The following is a 22403-nucleotide window of genomic DNA, read 5'->3' as shown; positions in this document are numbered from 1 at the left end:
AACAACATGACTGATTGCGTATTGGGCGTTGACCTTGGAACGAGTTCTGTAAAGGTCACTGCAGTTACTAAAGTGGGTGATATTATTGCTCAGGAAGGAATGAATTTTCCGTTAAACCAGCCAAAACCTGGTTATGCTGAACAAGATCCGGAAGACTGGGTAAGTGCCACAACGGTGTCAATTGTCCGCCTGATTTTAAAGGACAGAATCAAACCAGAAGACATCAAAGGCATCAGCTATTCAGGCCAGATGCATGGGCTCGTACTGCTCGATAAGAATCATAAAGTGTTGTGTCCAGCCATGCTTTGGAACGATACGCGTTCGACTAAACAACGCGAAGAGATCATGGCCAAGATGGGCGAACGGTTTGTTGAGATCACTCATAATAAGCCGCTTGAAGGATTTACGTTGCCCAAGCTACTTTGGGTAAAGGAAAATCAACCAGAAATATTTAAGCGGGCAACAACAATGCTGCTCCCAAAGGATTACTTGCGTTTCAGGATGACTGGTAAGCTGGCGATTGATTACTCCGATGCTACTGGAACGGTCATGTTGGATGTTAATCAACAGCAGTGGAGTAAGGAAATTCTTGATGCATTCGATATTCCAGAGAGCCTTTGTCCGCCATTGGTTCGTTCAATTGATGAAACCGGGAATGTGGATGAGTGGTATGCCGAGTATTCCGGCCTGTCCACTGACACCAAGACATTTGGTGGCGGTGCCGACAACGCTTGTGGTGCCGTTGGCGCCGGAATTGACGGTCCAACCAAGGTACTTTCAAGTATTGGAACCTCTGGCGTCATTCTTAAGTATGAGCCAAAGAAGGAAACCAATTATGGTGGTGTGATTCAGTATGAAGACCATGCTATTCCGGATGCTTATTATTCGATGGGGGTGACTCTGGCTGCCGGATACTCGCTCAGCTGGTTTAAGAAAACCTTTGCCAATAGCGAAGGCTTTACAGACGTTGTTGAAAGTGCCGGAAACTCCACTGTTGGGGCCAATGGCCTGTTATTTGCACCATACATTGTCGGCGAAAGGGCACCTTATGCTGATGCTGATATCCGTGGCAGCTTTATCGGGATTGACGGCATTCATCAACGTTATGACTTTGTCCGAGCAGTTCTTGAAGGAATTATTTTTTCCTTCAGAGATATTCTTGATCTGTATGAGGGAAAGGGCAGTCAATTTGATACGGTTATCTCAATTGGCGGTGGTGCTAAAAGCCCATTGTGGCAACAGATTCAGGCCAACATCTTCAACGTTAAAGTGATCTCGCTTCAAAATGAACAAGGACCTGGGCTGGGCGCGGCGATGCTGGCGGCAGTCGGTATTGGCTGGTACAAGGACATTTCGGAATGTTCAAAGGTCTTTGTTCAATTCAAAGATGTCTTCCTGCCCGAACCCGAGAGCGTTAAGAAATATCAAAAGTTACACGAGATTTATCGCAAAATTTATCCAAGTACAAAAGAAATTACCCATGATTTAGTCGACTTTCGCAGAGAAAACAATGATTAACAAACTTCAATGAGGCATCAAATAACTGATGGCTCGTTTTTTTGAACAAAAATAGTGACACGGTGTCACTAACGTGCTATTATTAATTCATAAAGTAAAGTGACAGTGTGTCACCGACAAAAACAACTTAATCAACATGGAGGCTTCAACATGAATATTAAATTAATCACAGCAATCATCACCATTTCACTGGCACTCGTCTTTTACACGATCGGCGTGTTCTCAGAACGAAAGTCTGGATCACTCAAACTCAAGCAAATTCTATTCTTCGGTGTTGGCTTACTTTTTGATATGACCGGGACAACGATCATGTCTTCTATCGCAAACTCATCGGCCACAGTGACACCGATGCTTCATTTGGTCACCGGAATGGCGGCGATTATCTTAATGGCATTTCATTTCATCTGGGCAGCTTATGTGCTATGGCTGGGAAGTAAAAAATCTAAAGTTAACTTCCACAAGTTTAGTCTGGTTGTATGGCTGTTTTGGTTGATCCCATATGTTGCAGGGTTGGTTATGGGGATGACCAGTTAAGCCGATACAAAAAAAGCCGCCCATCTTGAGCGACTTTTAAAATCTAAATTTTTAATTATTTTCAGCATCGGCAAGTGCCATACTGCGTTGATGGAGATAGGTTACCCCACCAAAGACAACGGTCCAGATGATGGCACCAACGGCCCCAATAATATCCTGTGGAATGAAGAACAGGGTGACAAAGATAATTGCGAAAAAGGCAATTGTCAATGGGCTTGTGAAGTTGTACCAAGGCATCTTGAAGCCATTTGGCAGGAAGTCACTAGATTCACGGTATTTCCGATGAGCAATCATTGCTAAAGCATACACGATGATGTACATGTCATTCGATGAACCGGCCACGATGGTGAATACTGACGCGGTGGCGTTAGTTAAACTCATCAGTGGGGTAATCAATAAGCACAGAGCCGAAAAGGTAATGGCAGCGGCTGGAACACCATTTTTAGAAATCTTGGCAAAATGACGGTTCATGAAGCTGTCTTGTGGAGTTTCGGTGGCCAGTTGATAGAAGTGACGACCAGCTGAGAAGATGAAACTGTTTAATGATGATGATGCGGATGTTAAGACAACAAAGTTGATAACGGCAGCTGCGGCTGGAAATCCGGCTAGCTTGAATACTTGAACAAATGGACTGCTTGCGGGTGTCAAGTGAGTCCAAGGAATAATTCCCATGATCACAATCAGCGCACCAAAGTAGAAGATCAAAATCTTTAACAAAGTTTCATTAACCGCTTTTTTGATAATTTTATGCGGCGTCTCAGCTTCACCAATTGTGATTGATACAAATTCGATCCCTTGAAAGACAAAGAAGACCATTGGAAAGGCGGAAATGAAGCTCAAACCACCGTGTGGGAACATGGTGAAGTTCTGGAAAATATTTTGAACGGAAGCATGACCAAGTGGGGTCACTGAATGACTGAACATCATGAACACACCGGTTACGATTAATGCAATAATGGCAACAATCTTGATTAGGGCAAACCAGAACTCAGCTTCACCGAATACTTTGGCGGCAATCAAGTTGACACATGCCAAAGTTCCCAGGAATACCAGCTGGATAATCCACGATGGGATATTAGGGAACCAGAATTGAACGTATGTAGAAATGGCAGTAATCTCGGCCATGGCACAAAACGATAATCCCAACCAATACGTCCAACCGGTGAAATGACCCACCGTTGGTCCGAGATAACGAGTGATGAACGATACGAAGGTGTGCTGGGATGGATCTGAATAAAGCATTTCACCAATTGCCCGCATCATTAGGAAGAAAAAGATACCTAATACTAAATAAACCAATAATATGGATGGACCGGTTTTACTAATTGTGGTTCCGGATCCTAAGAATAATCCGGTTCCAATCGTGCCCCCGATAGCGATCATTTGAACATTTCGGTTGCTCAATGAACGCATCGTGCCGTCGGCGTTTTCTGTTACTTCATTTTTTTGCATAAAAAAATCTTCCTCTCTGTAGAAATGGTAGATTGAATTAGAGGCCTCTAATTAATTTGCCATTATACTAACACCACCGTGTTCATTTTCGATGGTTTTGAGAGGAAGTTTTCATATGATTTTGTGAATTTGATTATTTTTTCATGAAAATAAGGCAGAGATGTCAATTTGCCTATGAAAACAAAAAACTTTTTTCAGGTCGATGTCACTTATCATCCTCAGGCAATTTGAGTGGTCGAGGGCCGATATTCGTTGTAAAGGCAACGTTTGTGTGGCTATAGCCGAAGTCTTTGAGTGAGGCGTTGAATTCGTTTAGTTCGGTCATCGTCTTATAAAAGACTTTCAACTGAACCGATGCATCACCAGTAATATAGTTGCATTCCACCACATTGGGAATCTTTGAAATGAAGTCGACAAACTTTGGCATTTCTGTGTAACTGACATCAATTCGGACAAACGCTTTAATCAGGTAACCCAGCTTTTCATAGTTCACGTTGGCTGTATACCCATCAATGAAGCCGTGACTTTCAAGGTTCTGCAGCCGAACGGACGCTGACGGTGCAGAAATGAAACATTTTTCAGCAATGCTCTTTACGGATGCCCGGCCGTCTTCTTGGATGATGTTTAAAATTTTACGATCTAATTTGTCCATTCGAGTTCTCCTTAAAAATATTTTGCGTACATTATACCATTGCTTTTTACCGAGAATGAAAATGAGCATCCGATTATAATTGCCACATACAACAATAATCGCTATAATGAATTTTGTATCTAAAATTCGAATTTAGTAAGGATCTTATAAAATCATGACAAAATCTGCAACACCACAATGGAAGAAGAATATGTGGGCGCTTTGGTTTGGCAACTTTGCCACGGGTGCGGGGGCGAGCATGTCGATGCCGTTTCTTCCATTATTTATTAATACAATGGGCAACTTTCCCAAATGGGAATTGACGCTGTACGCCGGATTGGCATTTTCCGGAGTCTTTTTAAGTCAGGCCATCGTTTCGCCATTATGGGGGAATTTGGCTGACAAGACAGGCCGGAAGCCAATGCTTTTGAGAGCGGCAATTGGAATGACCATCAGTGCCACGTTGACCGGCTTATCGCCCAACGTGTGGTTTCTGATTATCATTCGTTTCATCCAGGGAACATTCTCAGGATACATCAATAATGCTTATGCCCTGATTGCCAGTGAAGTGCCGACTAAAGACAGTGGTAAGACCATGGGAACGTTAACGACTGGGAATGTTGGCGGTCAGTTAATTGGACCAATTATAGGTGGTTATCTATCAGGGGTCTTTGGTTACCGGCTGCCATTTTATATGTTTGGCTTCATGATGTTTCTGGCTTCTCTTTCAACGCTGTTCTTCGTCAAAGAAGACTTCACCCCAATTAAAAAGGGTGCCAAGACGGGAATCAAAGACGCATTCAAAGGTATCCAACACAAGTGGGTTGTCTGGGCAATGATCATTTCTTCAATGCTCATCATGGCCGCTACTACTTCAATCAACCCAATTATTAGCTTATTCGTTAAAGAATTGATGCATAATCATGGCAATGTCGCCTTCACCAGTGGGGTGGTCGCGGCACTTCCTGGAATTGCTACAATCTTTGCGGCCCCTTATCTGGGTCGGCTTGGTGATCACATCGGACCGGAGAAGATTCTGCTGGCTGGACTTATCTTTTCAGCAGTCGTTTTCTTCCCAATGTTCTTTGTTACAACCGTTGTCATGCTGGGAATTCTTCGCTTCTTGATTGGGATTGCCAACGCGGCCTTGCTGCCAATTACACAGACGGTTATGACGCTGGAGGCACCGGCAAGGTCAGTCAGTCGGATCTTTAGTTATAATCAATCATTCCAGGCAATGGGGGCTGTTGTCGGACCGATGCTGGCTTCAGGAGTTGCCGGGATTTTGGATTACCGCTATGTATTCTTGATGACGACTTTGATTGTGGCTGTGAATATTGTTGTGGTGATTATCGCCTATAAAAAAGACCACGTTGATGTGGGAATTGTTTCTAAATAATTGTGAGCTGGGGCATTCTTGATATAGAATGCTCTTTTCTGTATCCAGGTAAAGTTTGTGTGGGCTTGCTACTAATTAGTAGCAAAACACTTAAAAATCAGTTATACTTCATTTATAGAAAGTGTGGTGTCTTCCTTGGAGTTAGCTGAAGTTCTGGCGCAACTTAAGTATTTGGTCTCGAAAAACAACTTCTCATTGGTGAACCGCCGAGCTCAGCACGCACGAGCGGTCACCACGTCCCTTGCCAAGCTGATCGTTCGTCAATTAAGCATTGAGGACTTCCAAAAATATGAGGAGGACCGGGATCGGCCTCACGAGTACGTCTGGATTTTCGAAACAGATTATGGTGATACATATTAAATTCAAATTCATTGAAAACAATCAAAAAGTTCGATTCATTAGCTTTCATCTGTCACATTAATTCGAGGAGGTAGATTGGTATGACTCAAACTTATATTAAAAATCACACGAATACATTTTTGATTCATGGTCATGAATATACTGTTACTGCTCCTGCCCGATTTGACAGTGCAACCGATAAACTCGTCGATGACACTAAACTAGATGACCAAGCTGTGGAAATTGCCAACGCCATGTATCGTAAAGATCTGGATCTGGTATCTCCCGATGATATCAAGAGATACCGTGCAAAGGTGGGGCTGTCACAGAGAGAATTTGCTAAACTACTTGGTTGGAGTCCGAACACAGTTGCGTTATATGAAACAGGTGCTTTTCCGTCTGAATCAAACAATCAATTGCTGAAGGCATTAATGTCTGATAACCATTTACTGAACAATTTCATTCAACAGAATGAAGATAAACAGCAAAATAAGTTACCAAGTGTTGTTGTCAAAAAAGTTAAGGATTATTTGGACACCAAAAATGATGATGTTGTTGTTTCAAAAGCTCCCCAGCCCAGGTACACTGCGTTGCAGCTGACCAATTGGTATCGGGTTACCAATTATTTTGATGCTAAAAGCGACGAAAATATTGAGAATTTAACTCAAATGAAGGTTGTTAAATTACTTTATTTTGCATTTGGAAGATATGCAGCTAAAACTCATGGGAAATTATTTAACTCACCGATTGTTGCAATGCCTTATGGCCCAGTCGTCGAAGAAGTCCATCAAGCGTTTAACGGGCATCGGGATATTATATCTGTGGGGCTTACGAAAAGGGCTTTTGATGATTACAATCTAATCCAGAAGGATTCTGAAATTTCTGATTTGTTGACTGATATTTTAAATGATTACGGTGACAAAACTGCTGCTGGTTTGAGTAAAATTACCCATCAGACTGGTTCTCCATGGTCATTAACTGGAAGTGGTGTGATCAACCCTACTCTGATTGCGGAAACGTTTATTCGTGGCGCTGAACAATAAAATTGATGTGTATTTATAAGGGGATGCCAATCAGGTGTCCTTTCTTAGTTTTGGACGAAGTGCTTGTAACTATTAGGAAGCCAATAATTAAGCTTCAAACCATGCATACTGATATAATAAAAGGGTAAACTAAAACAGATTTTCATTGTTATATCGGGGGGGATATCTAATGGTTAGAAAATTTAGTAAGCTTTTCAAACTTATTATGATGATTGCAGTGTTTGGTGTTTTGGGCTTGTTTGGGAGCGGCCTGAAGGCAAACGCTGATTCAATCATTTATAACGGTGCCGGTTCAAGTAATACGGCACTTTCATCCTATAGTAATCAACCAGCGCTTCAGCGTGCGGTTTACTTTACAATCAATGGGGAAACGTCAAACTATGGTGGTACCAGTCGCCAGTCTCTGATTGATGCAAACAAATGGGTAGCTGCTGGAAAGCCAAATATTGATGCGCATATTTATTTGAAGAATAACAATCCGGCTGGTGGTGCATCCATCCAATTGAACCAGTTGTTGCGTTTTCCAAAAGACTTTAACGCAAATGCACCATTTGTGGTTGCCGGAACTGGGAACCCTGTAACTGAGGGCAGAATTACTGGCGATACCCAAGGGATTACTTTGTATCAGCCATATCCAACCAATGTTCAAGTTAATGGCAGTTTGGCACCTGGAAAAGCAGTTGATGTGGCAGTTCCGTTAAAGTATGATCAATCATCTCCAATTCGCACATCTGATACGTTCCAACTTCGGGAAAACAACTGGAGTTGGAATGCTGATCAAGGTAATTTTGACGGCACTTCAATTTACTTCAGGTTTGCTATTCCGATGGATGTAAAAACATATCCTGATTTTATGAATGGCCAGTACTTGGTCACTTATAAAGATCAGGATGGCTACTATCGTCAGGCAACTGATGTGCAGTCGCTGATGCCTCAATTTAATTTGAACAATGATATTGAGATCGACAATGTTTATAAAGGCTTGGGCACCAATGACGGATCCAACTTTTATAGCAATGCCACATATCGGGTTTTGGGCGACCAAATGAAGGCCGCTAATGGGCAAAAGTTTTGGGATATGCTTCAATCACGAGGATATGCGCCAGTTTGGAATTATGGCCGTTTATTAACATATGAGAGCTTTACAGCCAATGTTCCAGGTTCATTGACCCCGGGCAATCCTGATTACTTTAAATATATGCATGATGTTTTAAGCCATAATGGAATTGGTGGCATCAACTGGCAGGTCGTAAAAGTATTAGTTGCCGATAATGCGACCGTCAACCGCGGTACTAAATGGAATCCTTTAGATCATGTTACTTTGTATGATCCGACAAAACAAAACAATTCCGATTCGGCCAAGATCCCAGTTACCAAGGACAATGTTAAGGTAACGTCCGATAATGGTCATATCAACGCTGACGGCACGCTGGATACCAGCACGCCAGGCGTTTACAATGTCACTTACACTTACGAAGCTGTTTATTCAGATTCCGTCAAGCGGACAATCACCAAAACCATCCAAGTAACCGTTCCGGGAAGGACACCATCACCGGTAAATCCAACCCCAAATCCAACTCCGACACCAACACCAAGCAACCCTAACTGGAATCCAAGCAGTCCAACCAAGGGCGATGGGACAACCGGGTTACCAAACTACGCCGCTGAAAAAGGGGCAGCAGTCTATGCAACCAAGAAGATTTACATGTACAAACACGCAACATTCAAGAAATCACAACGGATTGCCACTTATCCAAAAGCAGCAAGAACCAACCGGCCGATGTTTGTTATCGTTGGCTACGATCGTTCCAATGGTGGCGCATTAAGATATAAAGTGCGTGACGTCAATCATAATAAGAAGACGGCTGGCAAAGTTGGTTACATCACCGCCAACCGGAAATATGTGGTTAATGTTTATTACAAATCAATGCCAAAGAACAAGACAATTACCGTGATTTCGAAAAAAGGTGTTCATGTTTACAAGAATAAGAATTTGACTGGCAAGACGAAGTCATACAAGAAGGGTACTCATTTGAAAGTTAAGAAATTGATTGGCCACAATTTGACCACTCGGTATCAACTATCAAATGGTTACTATGTCACAGCAAATAAAAAATTAGTCATTCAAGGAAAATATTGATTAGATAAAAGGTTGGCGCTGAGTGCCAACCTTTTGTGTCTTCAGGGTTACAGCCGCAAGTCGATTTGGTTAATTCAATCAAGAAATGTACAATAACATTTGGGAAAATGGTAACATTTACTTAATACGATTGAATGAAGAAAGAATATGGGGAGTGGATTTCATGGCTTTGAGTTTCAAAAAATCAATGTATTTTGCTTTAGCGATTGCGGCGATGATTGGCACAGTGGGCTTCACAACTACTAATGCCAGTGCCAGATCTTATGCTAGGATCACATCCAATCAGGCATTGCAGACGGCTCCACAGAACCGCAATGTGACTACCAATGGTACCAATGCTCTGTACACAAAGGCTGGTACGCTACGCGGTGCTCGGATGCTTGCCTCTAAGAACACCTTACAGCAATATGGCTCATCCAAAAATTCAAGCCAATATTTTCGTGCCTACAGAGTGGCAACGACTAGTCTAGGCGCCGTTTACTACAAGATCGTTTCATTTAACGGCGTCTATCGTGGTTGGATTTATGGCGGTCGGGTTTCCGGTAATTTTGGTGGTGGCTTAAATCCCGCCAACACTATGGCAAATGCCAATTTGCCCCTCCAAAAGAAAGGCTACACACTTACCAACCCTGAGAAATACACATTGTGGGTAGATCCTAAATGGTCCCAATATAAAGCCAAACAAGTGGATATGAGTACTTACAATGCTAGTGATACATTTACCATTACCGATGCTGCGGTTAAAACCCGGGAACAATATCTCTACTACAAAGTGACCGATGATAACAACTCCGCCATCGTTGGCTGGGTTTATGCCGGCGGTGTCACTGCACCGAACTCCCAACAAGCTACAAATGACAACAGCGTGAAGATTAATTATGTGAACGCTGCTGGCCAGTCGGTTGGTGCTTACACTTGGATCATCCAAAAGACTGATTTAAAAGCAGAGGCTACTTTGACCAATGGTGCCAAGTTAGGAGATATTCTTGAGAACGCCACTCAGCTCACTGACATTGCCACCAAGAACGTCCCAACCGGCTATAAGATCAGCAGCAGTCAAAACCCGACCAATCTACCGGCCAATGTCACGATCGGAACAAACGACTATCTGATTTATGTCGATGCGATCACGCCTAATTTCTTGTCGCCTGTTGCTTATTATTTGACCAACACAGGCCAACAGATTAATCCATCTCAGCTGAAGGACAACACGTACCCAATTTTGACGGACGCTCAGATGACCATCTTTTCAAGTCAAACTCAGGGAACGGTTCCGGCAAAAGTCTTTGACAACGTCTTATTCTCTGATCCTAATAAATTATCATCATTGACGGGTACTTCAGTTAAGAACGCCGATGGTACAACGACCACGCCGATTTATTATTTCAATAAGCAGGCAACGGTTTCTGCCAATGCCAATGCGAAGTATGGCGATACCTTGAAGCTGTACTATACGATGCCACAAAGATAGAAAATAAATAATGATGACCAAATTCAATTTGAATTTGGTCATCATTTTAATTTACAAAGCTATAGAAGTTGTTCAATGCCAGACAGATATACAACATCTGAATGATGACGGTCAAGCCCAAAATACGTCGGTTTTGATATCTCCAAGTGTTATAAGTTAAGTAAAATAGCCATGGAATTGAAATGATTTCCGGTAAGGAGATGGAGACGACTCCAATGACGGAATAATGGGTGATGTCGGCAACTGCGCTGCCGGTGATGATTAATATGGCAATAATTGCTGAAATGGATGTTAGAAAGTAATTACTAATGGGTAAACTTGCCAGTCGTTTCTTGGAGAAAATCCAAGTCGTTAGGTAGTTCAGCAAGCATAAGAGTCCAAAATTCCAAATGAAATTCAGAATCAACGGTTTGGTTCCTGCAAATGATCCAGAGGGCTTATTTAAATCGAACAGGGTGAAGAAAGTGAAGCTGTTTATCAAAATGAGGATGACTGGGCTAAGCAAGAATACCAGCCAATTAATCAAAATTGTTGAATAATTGTATTTCCGCATAGACTTCACCTCCACCTTTAGGATACAACGAATCGCTTGTTGTTTCATAACCGGCTGTCCCAAATAGTTGGTTTTGACCGATTTGTATAAAAATGATAACGATTGAGGCCCTTTGCTTACTTTTTTGGCCTAATAAGCCCATAATGTAAATACTCGCAAAAGCAAAGGAGGCATTTTACATGTCGATTTTAACTGATACCTATAAATTAAATAATGGAATTGAAATTCCCAAGGTGGGCTTTGGAACCTGGCAGATTCCTGGCGGCAAAGACACCTATGATGCAGTCAGCATGGCCCTTCAAGCTGGGTACCGTCACATTGATACTGCCAAAGCATATCGAAATGAAAAAAGTGTTGGTGATGCGATTCTGGATTCCGATGTTGATCGTGAAAACGTCTTTGTCACTTCAAAATTACCTGCAGCAACTAAATCTTATGATGGCGCAATTGCTGATTTTCGTTCAACCATGAAAGCTTTGAACCTTTCATATTTGGATTTATATTTGATTCATGCACCATGGCCATGGGGCGAACGCGGGTCAACCAATTATGATGCCGCCAACGTTGAAGTCTGGAAAGCCATGCAGGATATTTATGCCAGTGGCCAAGTTAAGGCGATTGGGGTCTCCAACTTTAATGCCCACGACCTTCAGAATATCTTGGATCATGCCGACGTGAAGCCAATGGTTGACCAGATTCGTTACTTTGTTGGGTTTACGGAACCGGAGACAACTAAATTTGCCAAAGATAATGATATCCTGGTAGAAGCCTACTCACCGCTTGCAACTGGTGCGATTCTTGAGAACTTGGACATCAAGAAAGTTGCCGATAAATATGGTGTGAGTGTTGCCCAGTTGGCCATTAAATTTGTTCTTCAAAATGAGGTGCTGCCATTACCAAAGGCAACCCATAAGGCCCACATTGAAAACAACACCCAATTGGATTTTGAGATTAGTCCAGAAGATATGAAGCTTTTGAATGAATTAAACGCAACTGATATTTAACAAAATTTCGACGGATCGCAACTATTTGCGACCCGTTTTTTGGTGAAATTTGTTACAGTGGAAGTAGGCATTAATTGAAAAGAGGCTATTATTTATGGCAAATGTATTGATTTTAGGGGCAAATGGTCAGATTGCAAAGTTGGTTGAAAAGCAGCTCCTCGACCAGACTGACCATCACCTGACACTTTTCTTGAGAAACGCCAGTCGTTTGAAAGTGACTGACCCCAAACGAGAAACCGTTGTGGAAGGGGATGCCACTGATAAGCAGGCAATCATCAAGGCGTTGGATGGGATCGACATTGTCTATGCCAATCTCAGTGGTAAGAATATTGAAGATGAAGCCAAGGCGGTAGTCGGGGCGATTGATCGAACGACACTTCAGCGCTTGATTTGGATTTCAACCTTAGGCATTTATGATGAGGTTCCTGGAAACTTTGGCAAATGGAATCATCAACAACTTGACGGTGGTTATTTGGAAACATATGCGGCTGCAGCTAAAGTTATTGAAAATTCGGACTTGGATTACACCATTATTCGACCGGCCTGGCTCTCAAATAAAGATATTGTCAGCTACGAAACAACTCAGAAAGGTGAAGCTTTCAAGGGGACCGAAGTCTCGAGAAAGAGTATTGCCGACTTTGTGGTCAGCCTGATCAATGACCCAAGTCAGGAAATCGACCATTCGGTGGGTGTTAATCAACCAAATACTGACGGCGATAAGCCAAGTTGGTATTAACGCTCAAAAGGTTCAACAATATAGCATTAAATACTTTCAGCCATGATCTCTATGATCATGGCTTTTTATATTCAATCATTGCGATTTCCTAAAAAGGTTTGCGTTTTAATTAAGGAAAGTGCACTTTCTTGAATTGGTTTCCGATTTTAAGTTGCGTTTAAGCTCCCGCCATTATTCTAAGATCATTCAATAACGAAAGGAGCGATGCCAACGAATCACAACCTGCATGACTGATATCAACCATTAAATATCAGACCAACACATTCTTAACCAAGAAGGGATTGATAGATTGGATATTAAAAAATTCGGGTACACACTTGGCGCAGCCATGACAATCTTTGGGACAACTTTTTTACCAACGATTGTGGCTGACGCTTCCACGGTTCGAACCGAAGCCGTTAGAAATGCGGCTCTTTCAGCTCAGGATAACCCATTCAAACATCGGCAGACTAAATCCACAAGTCAGGCCGATAAATTTAAAGAAACAGTTGAAGTTCTCCAAGAAAACACCGTCCTCAAGTACCATGTGACAGAAATTGAAGCACGCGGTGACGAGAGCAATCAACCATTTAAAATTAGGATCTATAAAAACGGCAGTGTCTACAAAACTATCGATGTTGATTCTGGAAATGCCAACGGTTCATTGCCGGTTGAAAAAGGCAATTACACTATTGAAGTTGTTGGCACCCAGGTCGGCAGCTACCAAGGAGGATTGGCAGTCGAATAAACAATTTGATTTTATTTTCTCATTTAAGCTTCATTTAAGTTCAATGAGATAATCTATAGACAATCAAATAAGAGAGGAGGTAAACATCAAACAACTCGAACAACTGTACCAACCCCTAAATAATTTCCAATCAGCTCCAGACTAAATTGATATGCGAAAGGAAGGATCAATTACCTAATAATGAAAACTCAAAGAAAATCCAAGTTTAAATATGAGATTCACAGTTCCAACCGGCATACGAGGTTTGTTGTGTGGAGCTGCTACTAAAACCAAAGTACCACATGAGTTAACTTAAGACCGTGCGCTGAAACTCACGCCAACATTGAAAGGACTGATGCCATGGAGAAAGTTCAGAATCACTAGCGTCTCACAATAAAATATTCACCCCTCAAATAATTACAAAGAATTACCCAACAAAATAAAATTCTTAACTTCATGAAATACCCCTCAATATGAAATGAACAAGAATTACCCCTCAATATGAAATATAAAATTCCCTTAGGAAGTCCTGTATGCGAGCAGGACTTTCTTTTTTGATCAAAAAATGAGATGAATTCAGTTCTTTTTGAATTTTAAGGTCCATTTAAGTTAAGTGCGGTATTCTTATAACAATCAAATATGAAGGCATGATGCATTTGCATTCCTGCCGGATTAGGAGATTACCCCAACAAGAATTACTAAGAAACCCCAACAATTTCTTAGCTTCATGAAATACCCCTCAATATGAATTTCCCTTGAAAAAGTCCTGTATGCGAGCAGGGCTTTTTTGTTGCTCTCGGCAGCCAAATCTTTGTTGTCCATCAAAAAGCTGTGTACAATTGAATCAACTAATAAATGACGTGTGAATCCAAAGGTGATGGTAATTGTGGAGACGACGACAAAGTGGTCAACCCGCTGGCCGGAACGGATCAGTTACGGACTAAGTGATGCTGCCGACAACCTGATTTTTCAAATGATGACGACGTACCTGTTGTTTTTCTATACCGATGTGTATGGATTAACCCCAAGTGCGGTTGCCATCTTATTTGTGGTTGCCAGGGTGGCCGATGTGGTGGAAAGCTTTATCATCGTTGTCATGATTGACCATACTCATTCAAGGTTTGGCAAGAGCCGGCCGTTCTTCCTTTGGTACTCAGTCCCATATGTGGCCTTTGCGATCTTAACTTTTGTGACACCCAACTTTTCTTATGGAGGAAAATTAATTTGGGCGTACGTTACATATCTTGGCCTGGGCTTTCTATATACGGCGGTTAATCTGCCGATTACTTCAATTTTGCCGACCATGTCACAAAATACCCGCGAGTTAACCCTATTAGGGGTCATTCGCCAGTTCTTTGGCAGCTCTGTGCAAATTGTTGTGGCGGTGTTCACGCTGCCGTTGGTATGGTTATTTGGCCACGGTGACCAACAGAAGGGGTTTCTGGGAACGATCATCGTTTTTGGAATCATTTCATTATTTTTGATCTTAAATACATTCGTTCATGTACGGGAACGCTTTTCAAATTCCCACATTTCCCATCAACCGATCAAAGTGGTGCTTTCAATGTTAGGCCACAATCAGCCGTGGATCGTGATTTCGATTGTTATTTTTATGTATTGGCTGGTCACGGCAATTAAGAATCAGACAACCATTTATTATTTCAAATATACCGTTGGCAATGAGGGCTTGGTCCCTTGGGTTAATGGGTTTACACTAGCCGCGCTGATCGGAGTTCTCTTGATTATTCGCATGACCGACCGCCAAAGTAAGAAGCAGACCATGCTCCATGGTATTTTGGTGGCATTTGCCGGGCAGGCAATTATTGCGGTCGGGGTTTATGGCAAATGGTTACTGGTCCTGTTTGCCGGTGTGTTCATCAACTCAATTGGTAACGGGATTATCATCGGGCTGGTCTCAATCATGATTGCCGACACCATTCGTTACGGTGCCAGCATGGGGATTCAGGCGGAAGGAATTTTAGCCTCCACCGATGATTTCGGAGTCAACTTTGGCCTTGGCATTGGCGGCTTAATTACCGCTGGATTATTCCACTTGTCAGGATATGTTGCCAACCATTCACAGAATGCGGCGACCTTGTCGATGATTAATTGGAATTATGTTTGGATTCCGCTGGTTATATATGCTGGGATGTACTTTGTCTTGAAGTTATATGATGAGGGGCGGATTAACCGGGCTTTGAAGGCTAGTGAAGTTGGTTAGATGATTGTAAATTAAAGGAGTTCGGACAAAACTGGTGTTTTGTCTGGACTCCTTTTTTGGTTTGTGGTTTTGATTTTATATAGTTGAAACGTGTTCAGATCCTCAGATGCTAATTTCTAAGGCAAGTTTGATTCAAACCCAAAGTCGGGGTTTAAACCAAACTTACCTTAGAAACCGCATCTCCCGAGGCTCTTCACACTCTACATTTTCACATTCGGATTATTTGCCATCTCAAACAACTGCGCCATCTTGGCTGATCCATCATCGTGGAAGCTGAAGGCCACTTCGCTGTACGTTGCCCAGCTGTTTAGCTCAGTGTCTCGGTGAAGCGCATCGCAGGTTAATAGTTCGTGGCTGGCCGTTTTTGCGGTCTTCTTGTAAGATACATAACCGTTTGAATTGTAAGTCAGGATTGCGCCCTGGCCCGAATTATAGGTTGTGATGCCGCCACCCACGAAGTAGGCCGGTAAGACGGCCATACATTCGGCATAACCGCTGTTAGTCGAGTTGTATGATTGACCATTTGGCCGTACGTGACTCAACTTTTGCCACAGTTCCTTTGAACGGACGACGGTTTTGGCTTTCAGGGATGCATTATGCTTGAATGTTTTTAACCCCTTGGTCTTTCGGTAAGCATTGATCTGCTTGATGTACTGGGTGTCGACCTTTTTGGCAAGCGTTGATTCCTTTATGTACGTCACATTCAGTGAGGTTGGCACGTTGCTTGCATTGTAAGTCTGAGGAACTTTGTGAGGCAGATAACCCGGAATTGCTTTGATGAATCCTGCACCGGTCGTTGGATAAGTTGCACTTGGATTGTATGAATAGCTTGATTTGGCTGAATTAGTCGAATAAGTGACAGGTGCTCTTAATACTTTTCCAGTAGTTGATACATAATTAACTGTGATTGATTTGGCTTGCGCATTAACCCCAAAGGCTGCAGCACCGATCAGGCCAAATGCCAAGCTGATAATTGTTAGTAATTTATTTGATGATTTCATCTATATCCCCCCAATACGGATATGAAATTATTAAGATTTTCTTAAGCTACATTTTCATTATAGCAAATTATTGGGGAGACGTTTAGGAAAAAATCTGGAATTGACAATTAATTGGATATCGGCGATCATTTTGAGCCAACATTTCGACAAGAAAAAGCCACCCACATTTCTATGAGTGACTCTAAATGAAGTTTATTTGCCTCTGAACCAAAGCTGCTGAGTACCAGTCTTGTCAAAGAATCCCAAGTGTTCGATGAGAACCTTTTGGCCCTTGTAGCGACCGGCTTTCAATGTCTGGATTGCATCTGATTGTTTCAAACCAATGTTATAGAATCCTTGCTTAGTCTTCTGGACGTATAGTTGACTTGGCTTTACGTAGCCCTTATTGACAACTTTATGAAGTGTCTTGCTGTAACGCCAGCCGGTCATTGAGTGTTTCTTGATGATCATGACATAACGTGACTTAGTCGTTGTTCGGTGCCAAGCTCCACGCAAACTTGTGGGAGTAGTTGCACTCTTTGCCATAGCCGGCTGTTGACTAGCTAATCCAACAAATAAAGTGAACGAGAAGGCTGCAATGGCAAGGTAAAATAGCTTTTTCAGTTTCATTTTTAATTCCCCCTTTTTACACATTCAATATATCATGAAATTGGGAAATTGGTGTGGAATATGACTCGGTATTTATGACTTTAATGTTTAATTTGTGATGTAGTTGACAAATGGCTTTGGGACGGCGTTTGTGGGTGCCTGGAAGCCAAAAGAAAAAAGTCGCCGGAAGTTCCGATGACTTCATAATTATTTGCCTGAATACCAAATTTGGTGGCGATGACCATAGTTGAAGAATCCTAAGTGTTCATATAGAACTTTTTTGCCATGATAACGCATCGGCTTGAGGTCAGATACTGCGTCGGTTTGGGTTAGACCAATTTCATAATAACCTTTGCCGACATACTTGCTGTAAAGACGATTACGAGAAACATGGCCACGATCAACGATTCGCCCAAGCTTCTTGCTGTATCGATAACTGGACATGGAATGCTTGTGGATGATCATGACGTAACGCGATTTAGTCGTGGTTGAGTGCCAGGTACCACGCAGTGCGACTGGGGCAGTGCCATTTTTAGCCATTGCTGGTTGTGAGTTGATGCTTAGGAACAGGGTAAACGACAGGGCTGCGAGGATCAGCCAGAGAAGTTTTCTTGATTTCATATTGAGGCTTCCTTTATATGTAGAATATTGGTTTTCTGATTCCGATTCAGTTATATTCTAGGATTATTTTTGTCGTGGTACAAGGGATGTTTGAAACATCACAGCAGTTCTTCTGAAATGCTTACGCCGTTCCCAATTGATAGCGATTTAATCAATATATTTCTTCAAAAAGTAAATAATAAAAGACGTCCGCAAAGACGTCTTAAAATACACATGTCGCTTGAAATTCTGATTCATTAATTATTTTAGCACCTCACTTCAGGGTTTCTAGAACGTTTCAACAAACCAATTCATGTCCAAACACAAAATTTAGGATTGCTCCGCAGCCTGCGAGAATGATGCCGCTGTTCTCAGAGCATAAATGTTTGCTTCCGGAACTTCTTGACTCGCAACGCATCCGGGGCCAATGATCAAGCCTTTCCCATCGACTTCATCAATGGCTTCCTGCACGTGTTCTTCAACTTGATTGACTGTTCCGGTCACTAAAATACTTGGTGCGGTGATTTGGCCATTTGTGATGTATGGCAATTCATGGAGACCGCCAATAAGTGTTTTGTCGGTAATCTTGCGGGCTTCTGCAAGACTTGGTGATACTGATCGGTCATGCCAGTTTAATGCTTGCACCGGGTAGTCGGCGATAATATCAAAGTAAGTATTATCACCGTGAATGTGGGCGACATTAAACCAGGTTTTATCTTTGAATGCATCCAGTACCTTTAGATCATATGGCTTACCAAATTCTTCATATTCCTCCCGCGTTAGTAGGTTTGCTGTGGCAGTTTGAGTGGCGTAGAAGAACCCGTCAACGCCGGCATTGATGTTTTCCTTAACAAAATTAATTGTGGTTTGGGTCAGTGCATCCAAAGCTGCTTTGACTTCATCGGGATGTTCCTTAATATCTAGGATAAGTCTGTTCCCGGCCAGCTTTAGCGCAGTTGTTAAAGGGTTAAAAATTGTTTGAATAAATGGAAATTCACCACCAGAAAATTCTCGGACATATTTGGCCAATTCAACCTGCTTGCCGTATGTGCCATAATTTCCTGGAAGTGGGTCGATGTGGGTCCACTCTTGGTAGTTTGAGATTCCAGGTCTGCTGAGAACAGCAGGATGATCTCGCTTGGCATAGTAGGTAATTTCTGCGCCATAGTCTTCAACACCGTAAAGGCCAAATGGCATTAACTTTATAAAGTCAAAGTCATATTTCCTGGCAAACTCGACTTGCTTACGAGCCAATGATTTGGGATTTTGATCATACTCTGGCAGGTGAGCCCAGAGGTTGACGGGTACCCGATCAACGGGTTCTGATTTTAGTGCTGCTCTAATTCTTTCGTAATGATTCATGCTAGCTGTCTCCCTTCATAACGCCTGAGATACTTTTCAATTCTGGAAAAGATTGCTGTCAAAATGACACATAGGATCCAGTAAACCAATGCTGCTGCACAGAACGCTTCAATATATCGGTCGTTTCCTGCAGATTCAAGCTTTGCCTTAGCAAAGATATCGACGACGGACACCAAGAAAGCAAGGGAAAGCTGCCGAATCAAAAGGGTATAGTAATTCAGAATTTTCGGGACGGCATCACTTAGTGCCTGTGGGAGCCAAATCGCCCAAAATCGTTGGAGATGGGTATATCCAAGGGCTGAAGCCGCCTCGAGCTGATCACTGCCAACTGATTTGAATGAACCGCGAATAATCTCTGATAAAAAGCAGGCCGAGTAAAGTGTGTAGCTGACAACGACCGCATAGATCGGATTGAGATGGGTTGTGTCAATCCCCCAGTTGAATTGATCACTGAAAACTTTAACGACGCTGGGCAATCCATAATAAAATACCAGCAGATGGATTAATAACGGAACACCCCGAAAATAGGATAACAACCCACGATAAACGCCTTTAACGACATGATTATTGGTCTCTTGGATTCGCCAAAATATACTGCCGAGAATAACGCCAAATAGCAAGATGAGAAACGATAATCCAAGTGTTTGAGGGACGACTTTCAGGATCCCAGTAACGTCATTTAATACAATTTGTGAGTTCATGAAATCCCTCCATCCTGTAATGTGTCACCTTTATAAACATCAACTCGTTTTTCCACCTGATGAACAATAATCATAATGACAATGGTGAAAATCCAATAAATGATCCCGGCACAGAAGTACGTCAGTAGTGGAGATGAAGTGAAATCTGTGGATACAATCATGTCGGCTTTCCCCATCAGATCAACAGTTCCTAAGACAAATAGGATAGATGACTGATGGACAAGGTTGATAACTTCGTTTCCTAATGACGGAAGTGCCACTGACAACATTTGCGGGATGACAACGTGGATATTCGTCTGGAGCTTTGTATAGCCAAGTCCGTAAGCTGCATCATGCTGTTCTTTTCGAACTGATAGATATGCTGGGCGCAGGACTTCGGATAGGTAGGCTCCATAGTAGATGGAGAAGGTAATGACACAAAAGACCATCTTGTTAATGTCGTTTATATTAAGACCAAACAATTGTTGGACCAGAACTGGAAGGCCATAGTAAACCAAGAATAGTTGGAGAACGATGGGAACACTGCGTGTAAAAGATACCAGTAGATTCAACGGATACTGAATCAGCTTATGACTGCTTAACCTGCCTGCGGTCACAAAGGCAGACAAACTGAAGCCGATTATCCATGAAGCTAATATGAATTGGAGAGTTATAGGCACTCCGGTAAGTAACTGTTTAAACAAACCCACTACATAACCAAAATCATGCATGTAATCACTCCTTTGTCGTCAAGTTAGTTTTCTTTGACTTTATATTGAAAGACATTTTCACCAAAATATTTTTTGGATAGTTTGGCTAATGTTCCGTCTGATTTCAGTTCTTTCAATGCCTTATCCACTTTCTTGGCCAATGCTTTGTTGTCTTTGGTGTAAAGGAAGTATGTTGGGAATGCTCGAACAGGTTCTGAAACACCGATGTTTTTAAGCTTGAGGCCGGAAATGATTTGATCTTCACCCAAGTTTGATGGATCAATCAGAGCATCATATTTGCCTGTATTGACGTCCTTTAGCAGTTGTTGAAGAGGGAATTGGTCTGAAGTTAATACTTTGACCTTTTTGTCTTTGTTGGTTTTGTTCCAAGTGGTTAAAAGATTATACATACCACCGTTTGGATTGACAGGAGCGACTGAAAGGCCTGATAAGTCATCTAAATTTGAGATTGTTTTTTTGACTTTATTCTTGTTGTAGTAGACCTTTACCAGACTTAATCCGTCATTTTCTTTCGTGATCAAGTATTTCTTTTGTCTTTCGGGATTGCTATAAAATCCGTTGGCTGCAAAGTCATATTTCTTGGAGTCTAGTCCAAGAAGTTCGGCAGTCTGGGAAACTGCTGTCAACTTGAAGTTTGCGTCAGGAACTTTCTTGTCAACGGCCCGGATGACATCCACCTCATAACCTTTTAACTTTCCACCTTCCTGGTAGCTTAAAGGCTTGCTGGCAGTGGATACTGCGACGTTATAAGTTTTACCGCTCTGGCTCGACGACTTTCCGCAAGCGGTAAGGAATACGGTGACAAGTAGTAATGGGATAAGTGCTAATAATTTTGATTTTTTCATTGATTAAACCACCTTAAATTTTTTTAGTTGTGCTCTGGCTGGAGTTGTTGGATTCACATGGTAATTTTTCAGAAATTCCTTGGTACGGATGTTTTCAGGATGATGAAAGACTTGATCCGGGGATCCACTCTCAATGATTTGGCCGCTTTCCATGAAAATAACCTGGTTGGAAATTTCCTCTGCAAATTGCATCTCGTGAGTTGCCAACACAATCGTGATTCCCAAGTCGGCAACTTTGCGGATCGCATTGAGGACGTCTCTTGAAAGTTCTGGATCAAGCGCACTGGTAGGCTCATCGAACAAAATTACTTTTGGATCCAGTGCCATTGCCCGAGCGATGCTGACACGTTGCTGCTGGCCACCTGAAAGCTGTGCAGGATATTGATTCTGAAAATCTTGCATGCCCACTTGTTCCAAAAATTGTTGTGCCCGCTTTTTAGCTTGTTGCTTATTCGTTTTGTTCACTAAAACTTGAGGCTGCACGACATTTTGAATGACGGTTTCGTTTCTGAACAGATTGTATTGCTGAAAGACCATCGCAGTTTTCCGTCTGAGCTGGAGAACTTTGGGCTTGCTGATTTCTTGGGTATTGATGGATACACCATCAATCTCAATCTCACCATGATCAGGCTGTTCAAGCAGGTTGATGCATCTGAGCAACGTCGTTTTACCGGTTCCTGATGGTCCGATCAAAGTCACCACATTACCGGCATCGGCATGCAGACTAATGCCATCAAGGACAACTCGATCATTAAAATTCTTATGGATATTTGAAATATTAATCATTTTGCGACCTCCTCAGTCAAATCTGGGTACAAAAAAAGGGGCCGGGACATAAGTCCCGCCGAT

Annotated in this window: 22 protein-coding genes; 11 read left to right on the top strand and 11 right to left on the bottom strand. The window is 42.2% G+C overall.

The window, feature by feature from the left end:
* Positions 1–6: 6 nt before the first annotated feature.
* Both xylB and FD17_RS07280 read left to right on the top strand, forming a co-directional pair.
* The gene (gene xylB / locus FD17_RS07285) at positions 7–1518 is read left to right on the top strand and encodes a xylulokinase (protein ID WP_057825114.1); all 1512 of its coding nucleotides are present in this window, start codon (positions 7–9) and stop codon (positions 1516–1518) included.
* A 150-nt stretch (positions 1519–1668) separates the two neighbouring features.
* Entirely contained in the window at positions 1669–2052 is a 384-nt protein-coding gene (locus tag FD17_RS07280; RefSeq protein ID WP_057825111.1) for an HsmA family protein, read from the top strand.
* A 51-nt stretch (positions 2053–2103) separates the two neighbouring features.
* Here the strand turns inward: FD17_RS07280 and FD17_RS07275 are convergent, their stop codons facing one another.
* Together FD17_RS07275 and FD17_RS07270 are read right to left on the bottom strand one after the other, a co-directional pair.
* Positions 2104–3504, bottom strand: coding sequence for an amino acid permease (locus FD17_RS07275; protein WP_057825109.1), 1401 nt, complete (start codon positions 3502–3504; stop codon positions 2104–2106).
* A gap of 205 nt (positions 3505–3709) precedes the next feature.
* Positions 3710–4156: an Lrp/AsnC family transcriptional regulator gene (locus FD17_RS07270; protein ID WP_057825107.1), complete on the bottom strand. Its 447-nt coding sequence runs from the start codon at positions 4154–4156 to the stop codon at positions 3710–3712.
* Between the two features lie 154 nt (positions 4157–4310).
* Here FD17_RS07270 and FD17_RS07265 point away from each other — a divergent pair, with 154 nt between their 5' ends.
* The 5 genes from FD17_RS07265 to FD17_RS07245 all read left to right on the top strand — a co-directional run bounded on the left by FD17_RS07265 (position 4311) and on the right by FD17_RS07245 (position 10527).
* Entirely contained in the window at positions 4311–5534 is a 1224-nt protein-coding gene (locus tag FD17_RS07265) for an MFS transporter (RefSeq protein WP_057825105.1), read from the top strand.
* 135 nt (positions 5535–5669) lie between these two features.
* Positions 5670–5894 (top strand): hypothetical protein, encoded by a 225-nt coding sequence (locus FD17_RS07260; protein WP_338092494.1) that lies wholly within the window; start codon positions 5670–5672, stop codon positions 5892–5894.
* Positions 5895–5974: 80 nt separating this feature from the next.
* Positions 5975–6916, top strand: coding sequence for a type II TA system antitoxin MqsA family protein (locus tag FD17_RS07255; protein ID WP_057825103.1), 942 nt, complete (start codon positions 5975–5977; stop codon positions 6914–6916).
* A gap of 169 nt (positions 6917–7085) precedes the next feature.
* Positions 7086–9056, top strand: a complete 1971-nt coding sequence (locus FD17_RS13430; protein ID WP_235803190.1) for a DUF5776 domain-containing protein — start codon at positions 7086–7088, stop codon at positions 9054–9056.
* Positions 9057–9219: 163 nt separating this feature from the next.
* Positions 9220–10527: a hypothetical protein gene (locus tag FD17_RS07245; protein ID WP_057825101.1), complete on the top strand. Its 1308-nt coding sequence runs from the start codon at positions 9220–9222 to the stop codon at positions 10525–10527.
* A 46-nt stretch (positions 10528–10573) separates the two neighbouring features.
* Here FD17_RS07245 and FD17_RS07240 read toward each other — a convergent pair whose 3' ends face one another.
* Positions 10574–11080 carry a hypothetical protein gene (locus FD17_RS07240; RefSeq protein WP_057825099.1) on the bottom strand — a complete coding sequence of 169 codons (507 nt, stop codon included), beginning with the start codon at positions 11078–11080 and terminating at the stop codon, positions 10574–10576.
* Positions 11081–11259: 179 nt separating this feature from the next.
* Here FD17_RS07240 and FD17_RS07235 point away from each other — a divergent pair, with 179 nt between their 5' ends.
* From FD17_RS07235 to FD17_RS07220, 4 genes are all read left to right on the top strand, one after another.
* Entirely contained in the window at positions 11260–12084 is an 825-nt protein-coding gene (locus FD17_RS07235; protein ID WP_057825097.1) for an aldo/keto reductase, read from the top strand.
* Between the two features lie 94 nt (positions 12085–12178).
* Complete coding sequence (locus tag FD17_RS07230) at positions 12179–12820, top strand: SDR family oxidoreductase (RefSeq protein ID WP_057825095.1); 642 nt, start codon at positions 12179–12181, stop codon at positions 12818–12820.
* A gap of 289 nt (positions 12821–13109) precedes the next feature.
* Positions 13110–13547, top strand: a complete 438-nt coding sequence (locus FD17_RS07225; RefSeq protein ID WP_057825094.1) for a hypothetical protein — start codon at positions 13110–13112, stop codon at positions 13545–13547.
* An 865-nt stretch (positions 13548–14412) separates the two neighbouring features.
* On the top strand, positions 14413–15747 hold the full coding sequence (locus FD17_RS07220) for a glycoside-pentoside-hexuronide (GPH):cation symporter (protein WP_420864820.1): 1335 nt from the start codon (positions 14413–14415) through the stop codon (positions 15745–15747).
* A 200-nt stretch (positions 15748–15947) separates the two neighbouring features.
* Here FD17_RS07220 and FD17_RS07215 read toward each other — a convergent pair whose 3' ends face one another.
* The 8 genes from FD17_RS07215 to FD17_RS07180 form a co-directional block, all read right to left on the bottom strand.
* A complete protein-coding gene (locus FD17_RS07215) occupies positions 15948–16748 on the bottom strand; it encodes a hypothetical protein (RefSeq protein ID WP_057825089.1) in 801 nt (266 codons plus the stop codon).
* A gap of 192 nt (positions 16749–16940) precedes the next feature.
* Positions 16941–17357 (bottom strand): hypothetical protein, encoded by a 417-nt coding sequence (locus FD17_RS07210; protein ID WP_057825087.1) that lies wholly within the window; start codon positions 17355–17357, stop codon positions 16941–16943.
* 186 nt (positions 17358–17543) lie between these two features.
* On the bottom strand, positions 17544–17957 hold the full coding sequence (locus FD17_RS07205) for a hypothetical protein (protein ID WP_057825086.1): 414 nt from the start codon (positions 17955–17957) through the stop codon (positions 17544–17546).
* 309 nt (positions 17958–18266) lie between these two features.
* Positions 18267–19298: a uroporphyrinogen decarboxylase family protein gene (locus tag FD17_RS07200; RefSeq protein ID WP_057825084.1), complete on the bottom strand. Its 1032-nt coding sequence runs from the start codon at positions 19296–19298 to the stop codon at positions 18267–18269.
* Complete coding sequence (locus tag FD17_RS07195; RefSeq protein WP_057825082.1) at positions 19295–19999, bottom strand: amino acid ABC transporter permease; 705 nt, start codon at positions 19997–19999, stop codon at positions 19295–19297. Before FD17_RS07195 ends, FD17_RS07200 begins: the two co-directional genes overlap by 4 nt.
* On the bottom strand, positions 19996–20709 hold the full coding sequence (locus FD17_RS07190; protein ID WP_057825080.1) for an amino acid ABC transporter permease: 714 nt from the start codon (positions 20707–20709) through the stop codon (positions 19996–19998). Before FD17_RS07190 ends, FD17_RS07195 begins: the two co-directional genes overlap by 4 nt.
* A 23-nt stretch (positions 20710–20732) precedes the next feature.
* Positions 20733–21554, bottom strand: coding sequence for a transporter substrate-binding domain-containing protein (locus FD17_RS07185; RefSeq protein ID WP_057825078.1), 822 nt, complete (start codon positions 21552–21554; stop codon positions 20733–20735).
* Between the two features lie 3 nt (positions 21555–21557).
* Complete coding sequence (locus FD17_RS07180; protein WP_057825076.1) at positions 21558–22340, bottom strand: amino acid ABC transporter ATP-binding protein; 783 nt, start codon at positions 22338–22340, stop codon at positions 21558–21560.
* Positions 22341–22403: the final 63 nt, after the last annotated feature.

Source organism: Lentilactobacillus sunkii DSM 19904 (assembly GCF_001435575.1).
GTDB lineage: Bacteria > Bacillota > Bacilli > Lactobacillales > Lactobacillaceae > Lentilactobacillus > Lentilactobacillus sunkii.
The sequence above is the reverse complement of the archived record's forward strand: the minus strand, read 5'-3'. Positions and strand labels throughout refer to the sequence as shown.

Coding starts and splice junctions, on each gene's coding strand:
- xylB (WP_057825114.1), top strand. CDS start 7: ATGACTGATTGCGTATTGGGCGTTGACCTTGGAACGAGTTCTGTAAAG.
- FD17_RS07280 (WP_057825111.1), top strand. CDS start 1,669: ATGAATATTAAATTAATCACAGCAATCATCACCATTTCACTGGCACTC.
- FD17_RS07275 (WP_057825109.1), bottom strand. CDS start 3,504: ATGCAAAAAAATGAAGTAACAGAAAACGCCGACGGCACGATGCGTTCA.
- FD17_RS07270 (WP_057825107.1), bottom strand. CDS start 4,156: ATGGACAAATTAGATCGTAAAATTTTAAACATCATCCAAGAAGACGGC.
- FD17_RS07265 (WP_057825105.1), top strand. CDS start 4,311: ATGACAAAATCTGCAACACCACAATGGAAGAAGAATATGTGGGCGCTT.
- FD17_RS07255 (WP_057825103.1), top strand. CDS start 5,975: ATGACTCAAACTTATATTAAAAATCACACGAATACATTTTTGATTCAT.
- FD17_RS13430 (WP_235803190.1), top strand. CDS start 7,086: ATGGTTAGAAAATTTAGTAAGCTTTTCAAACTTATTATGATGATTGCA.
- FD17_RS07245 (WP_057825101.1), top strand. CDS start 9,220: ATGGCTTTGAGTTTCAAAAAATCAATGTATTTTGCTTTAGCGATTGCG.
- FD17_RS07240 (WP_057825099.1), bottom strand. CDS start 11,080: ATGCGGAAATACAATTATTCAACAATTTTGATTAATTGGCTGGTATTC.
- FD17_RS07235 (WP_057825097.1), top strand. CDS start 11,260: ATGTCGATTTTAACTGATACCTATAAATTAAATAATGGAATTGAAATT.
- FD17_RS07230 (WP_057825095.1), top strand. CDS start 12,179: ATGGCAAATGTATTGATTTTAGGGGCAAATGGTCAGATTGCAAAGTTG.
- FD17_RS07215 (WP_057825089.1), bottom strand. CDS start 16,748: ATGAAATCATCAAATAAATTACTAACAATTATCAGCTTGGCATTTGGC.
- FD17_RS07210 (WP_057825087.1), bottom strand. CDS start 17,357: ATGAAACTGAAAAAGCTATTTTACCTTGCCATTGCAGCCTTCTCGTTC.
- FD17_RS07205 (WP_057825086.1), bottom strand. CDS start 17,957: ATGAAATCAAGAAAACTTCTCTGGCTGATCCTCGCAGCCCTGTCGTTT.
- FD17_RS07200 (WP_057825084.1), bottom strand. CDS start 19,298: ATGAATCATTACGAAAGAATTAGAGCAGCACTAAAATCAGAACCCGTT.
- FD17_RS07195 (WP_057825082.1), bottom strand. CDS start 19,999: ATGAACTCACAAATTGTATTAAATGACGTTACTGGGATCCTGAAAGTC.
- FD17_RS07190 (WP_057825080.1), bottom strand. CDS start 20,709: ATGCATGATTTTGGTTATGTAGTGGGTTTGTTTAAACAGTTACTTACC.
- FD17_RS07185 (WP_057825078.1), bottom strand. CDS start 21,554: ATGAAAAAATCAAAATTATTAGCACTTATCCCATTACTACTTGTCACC.
- FD17_RS07180 (WP_057825076.1), bottom strand. CDS start 22,340: ATGATTAATATTTCAAATATCCATAAGAATTTTAATGATCGAGTTGTC.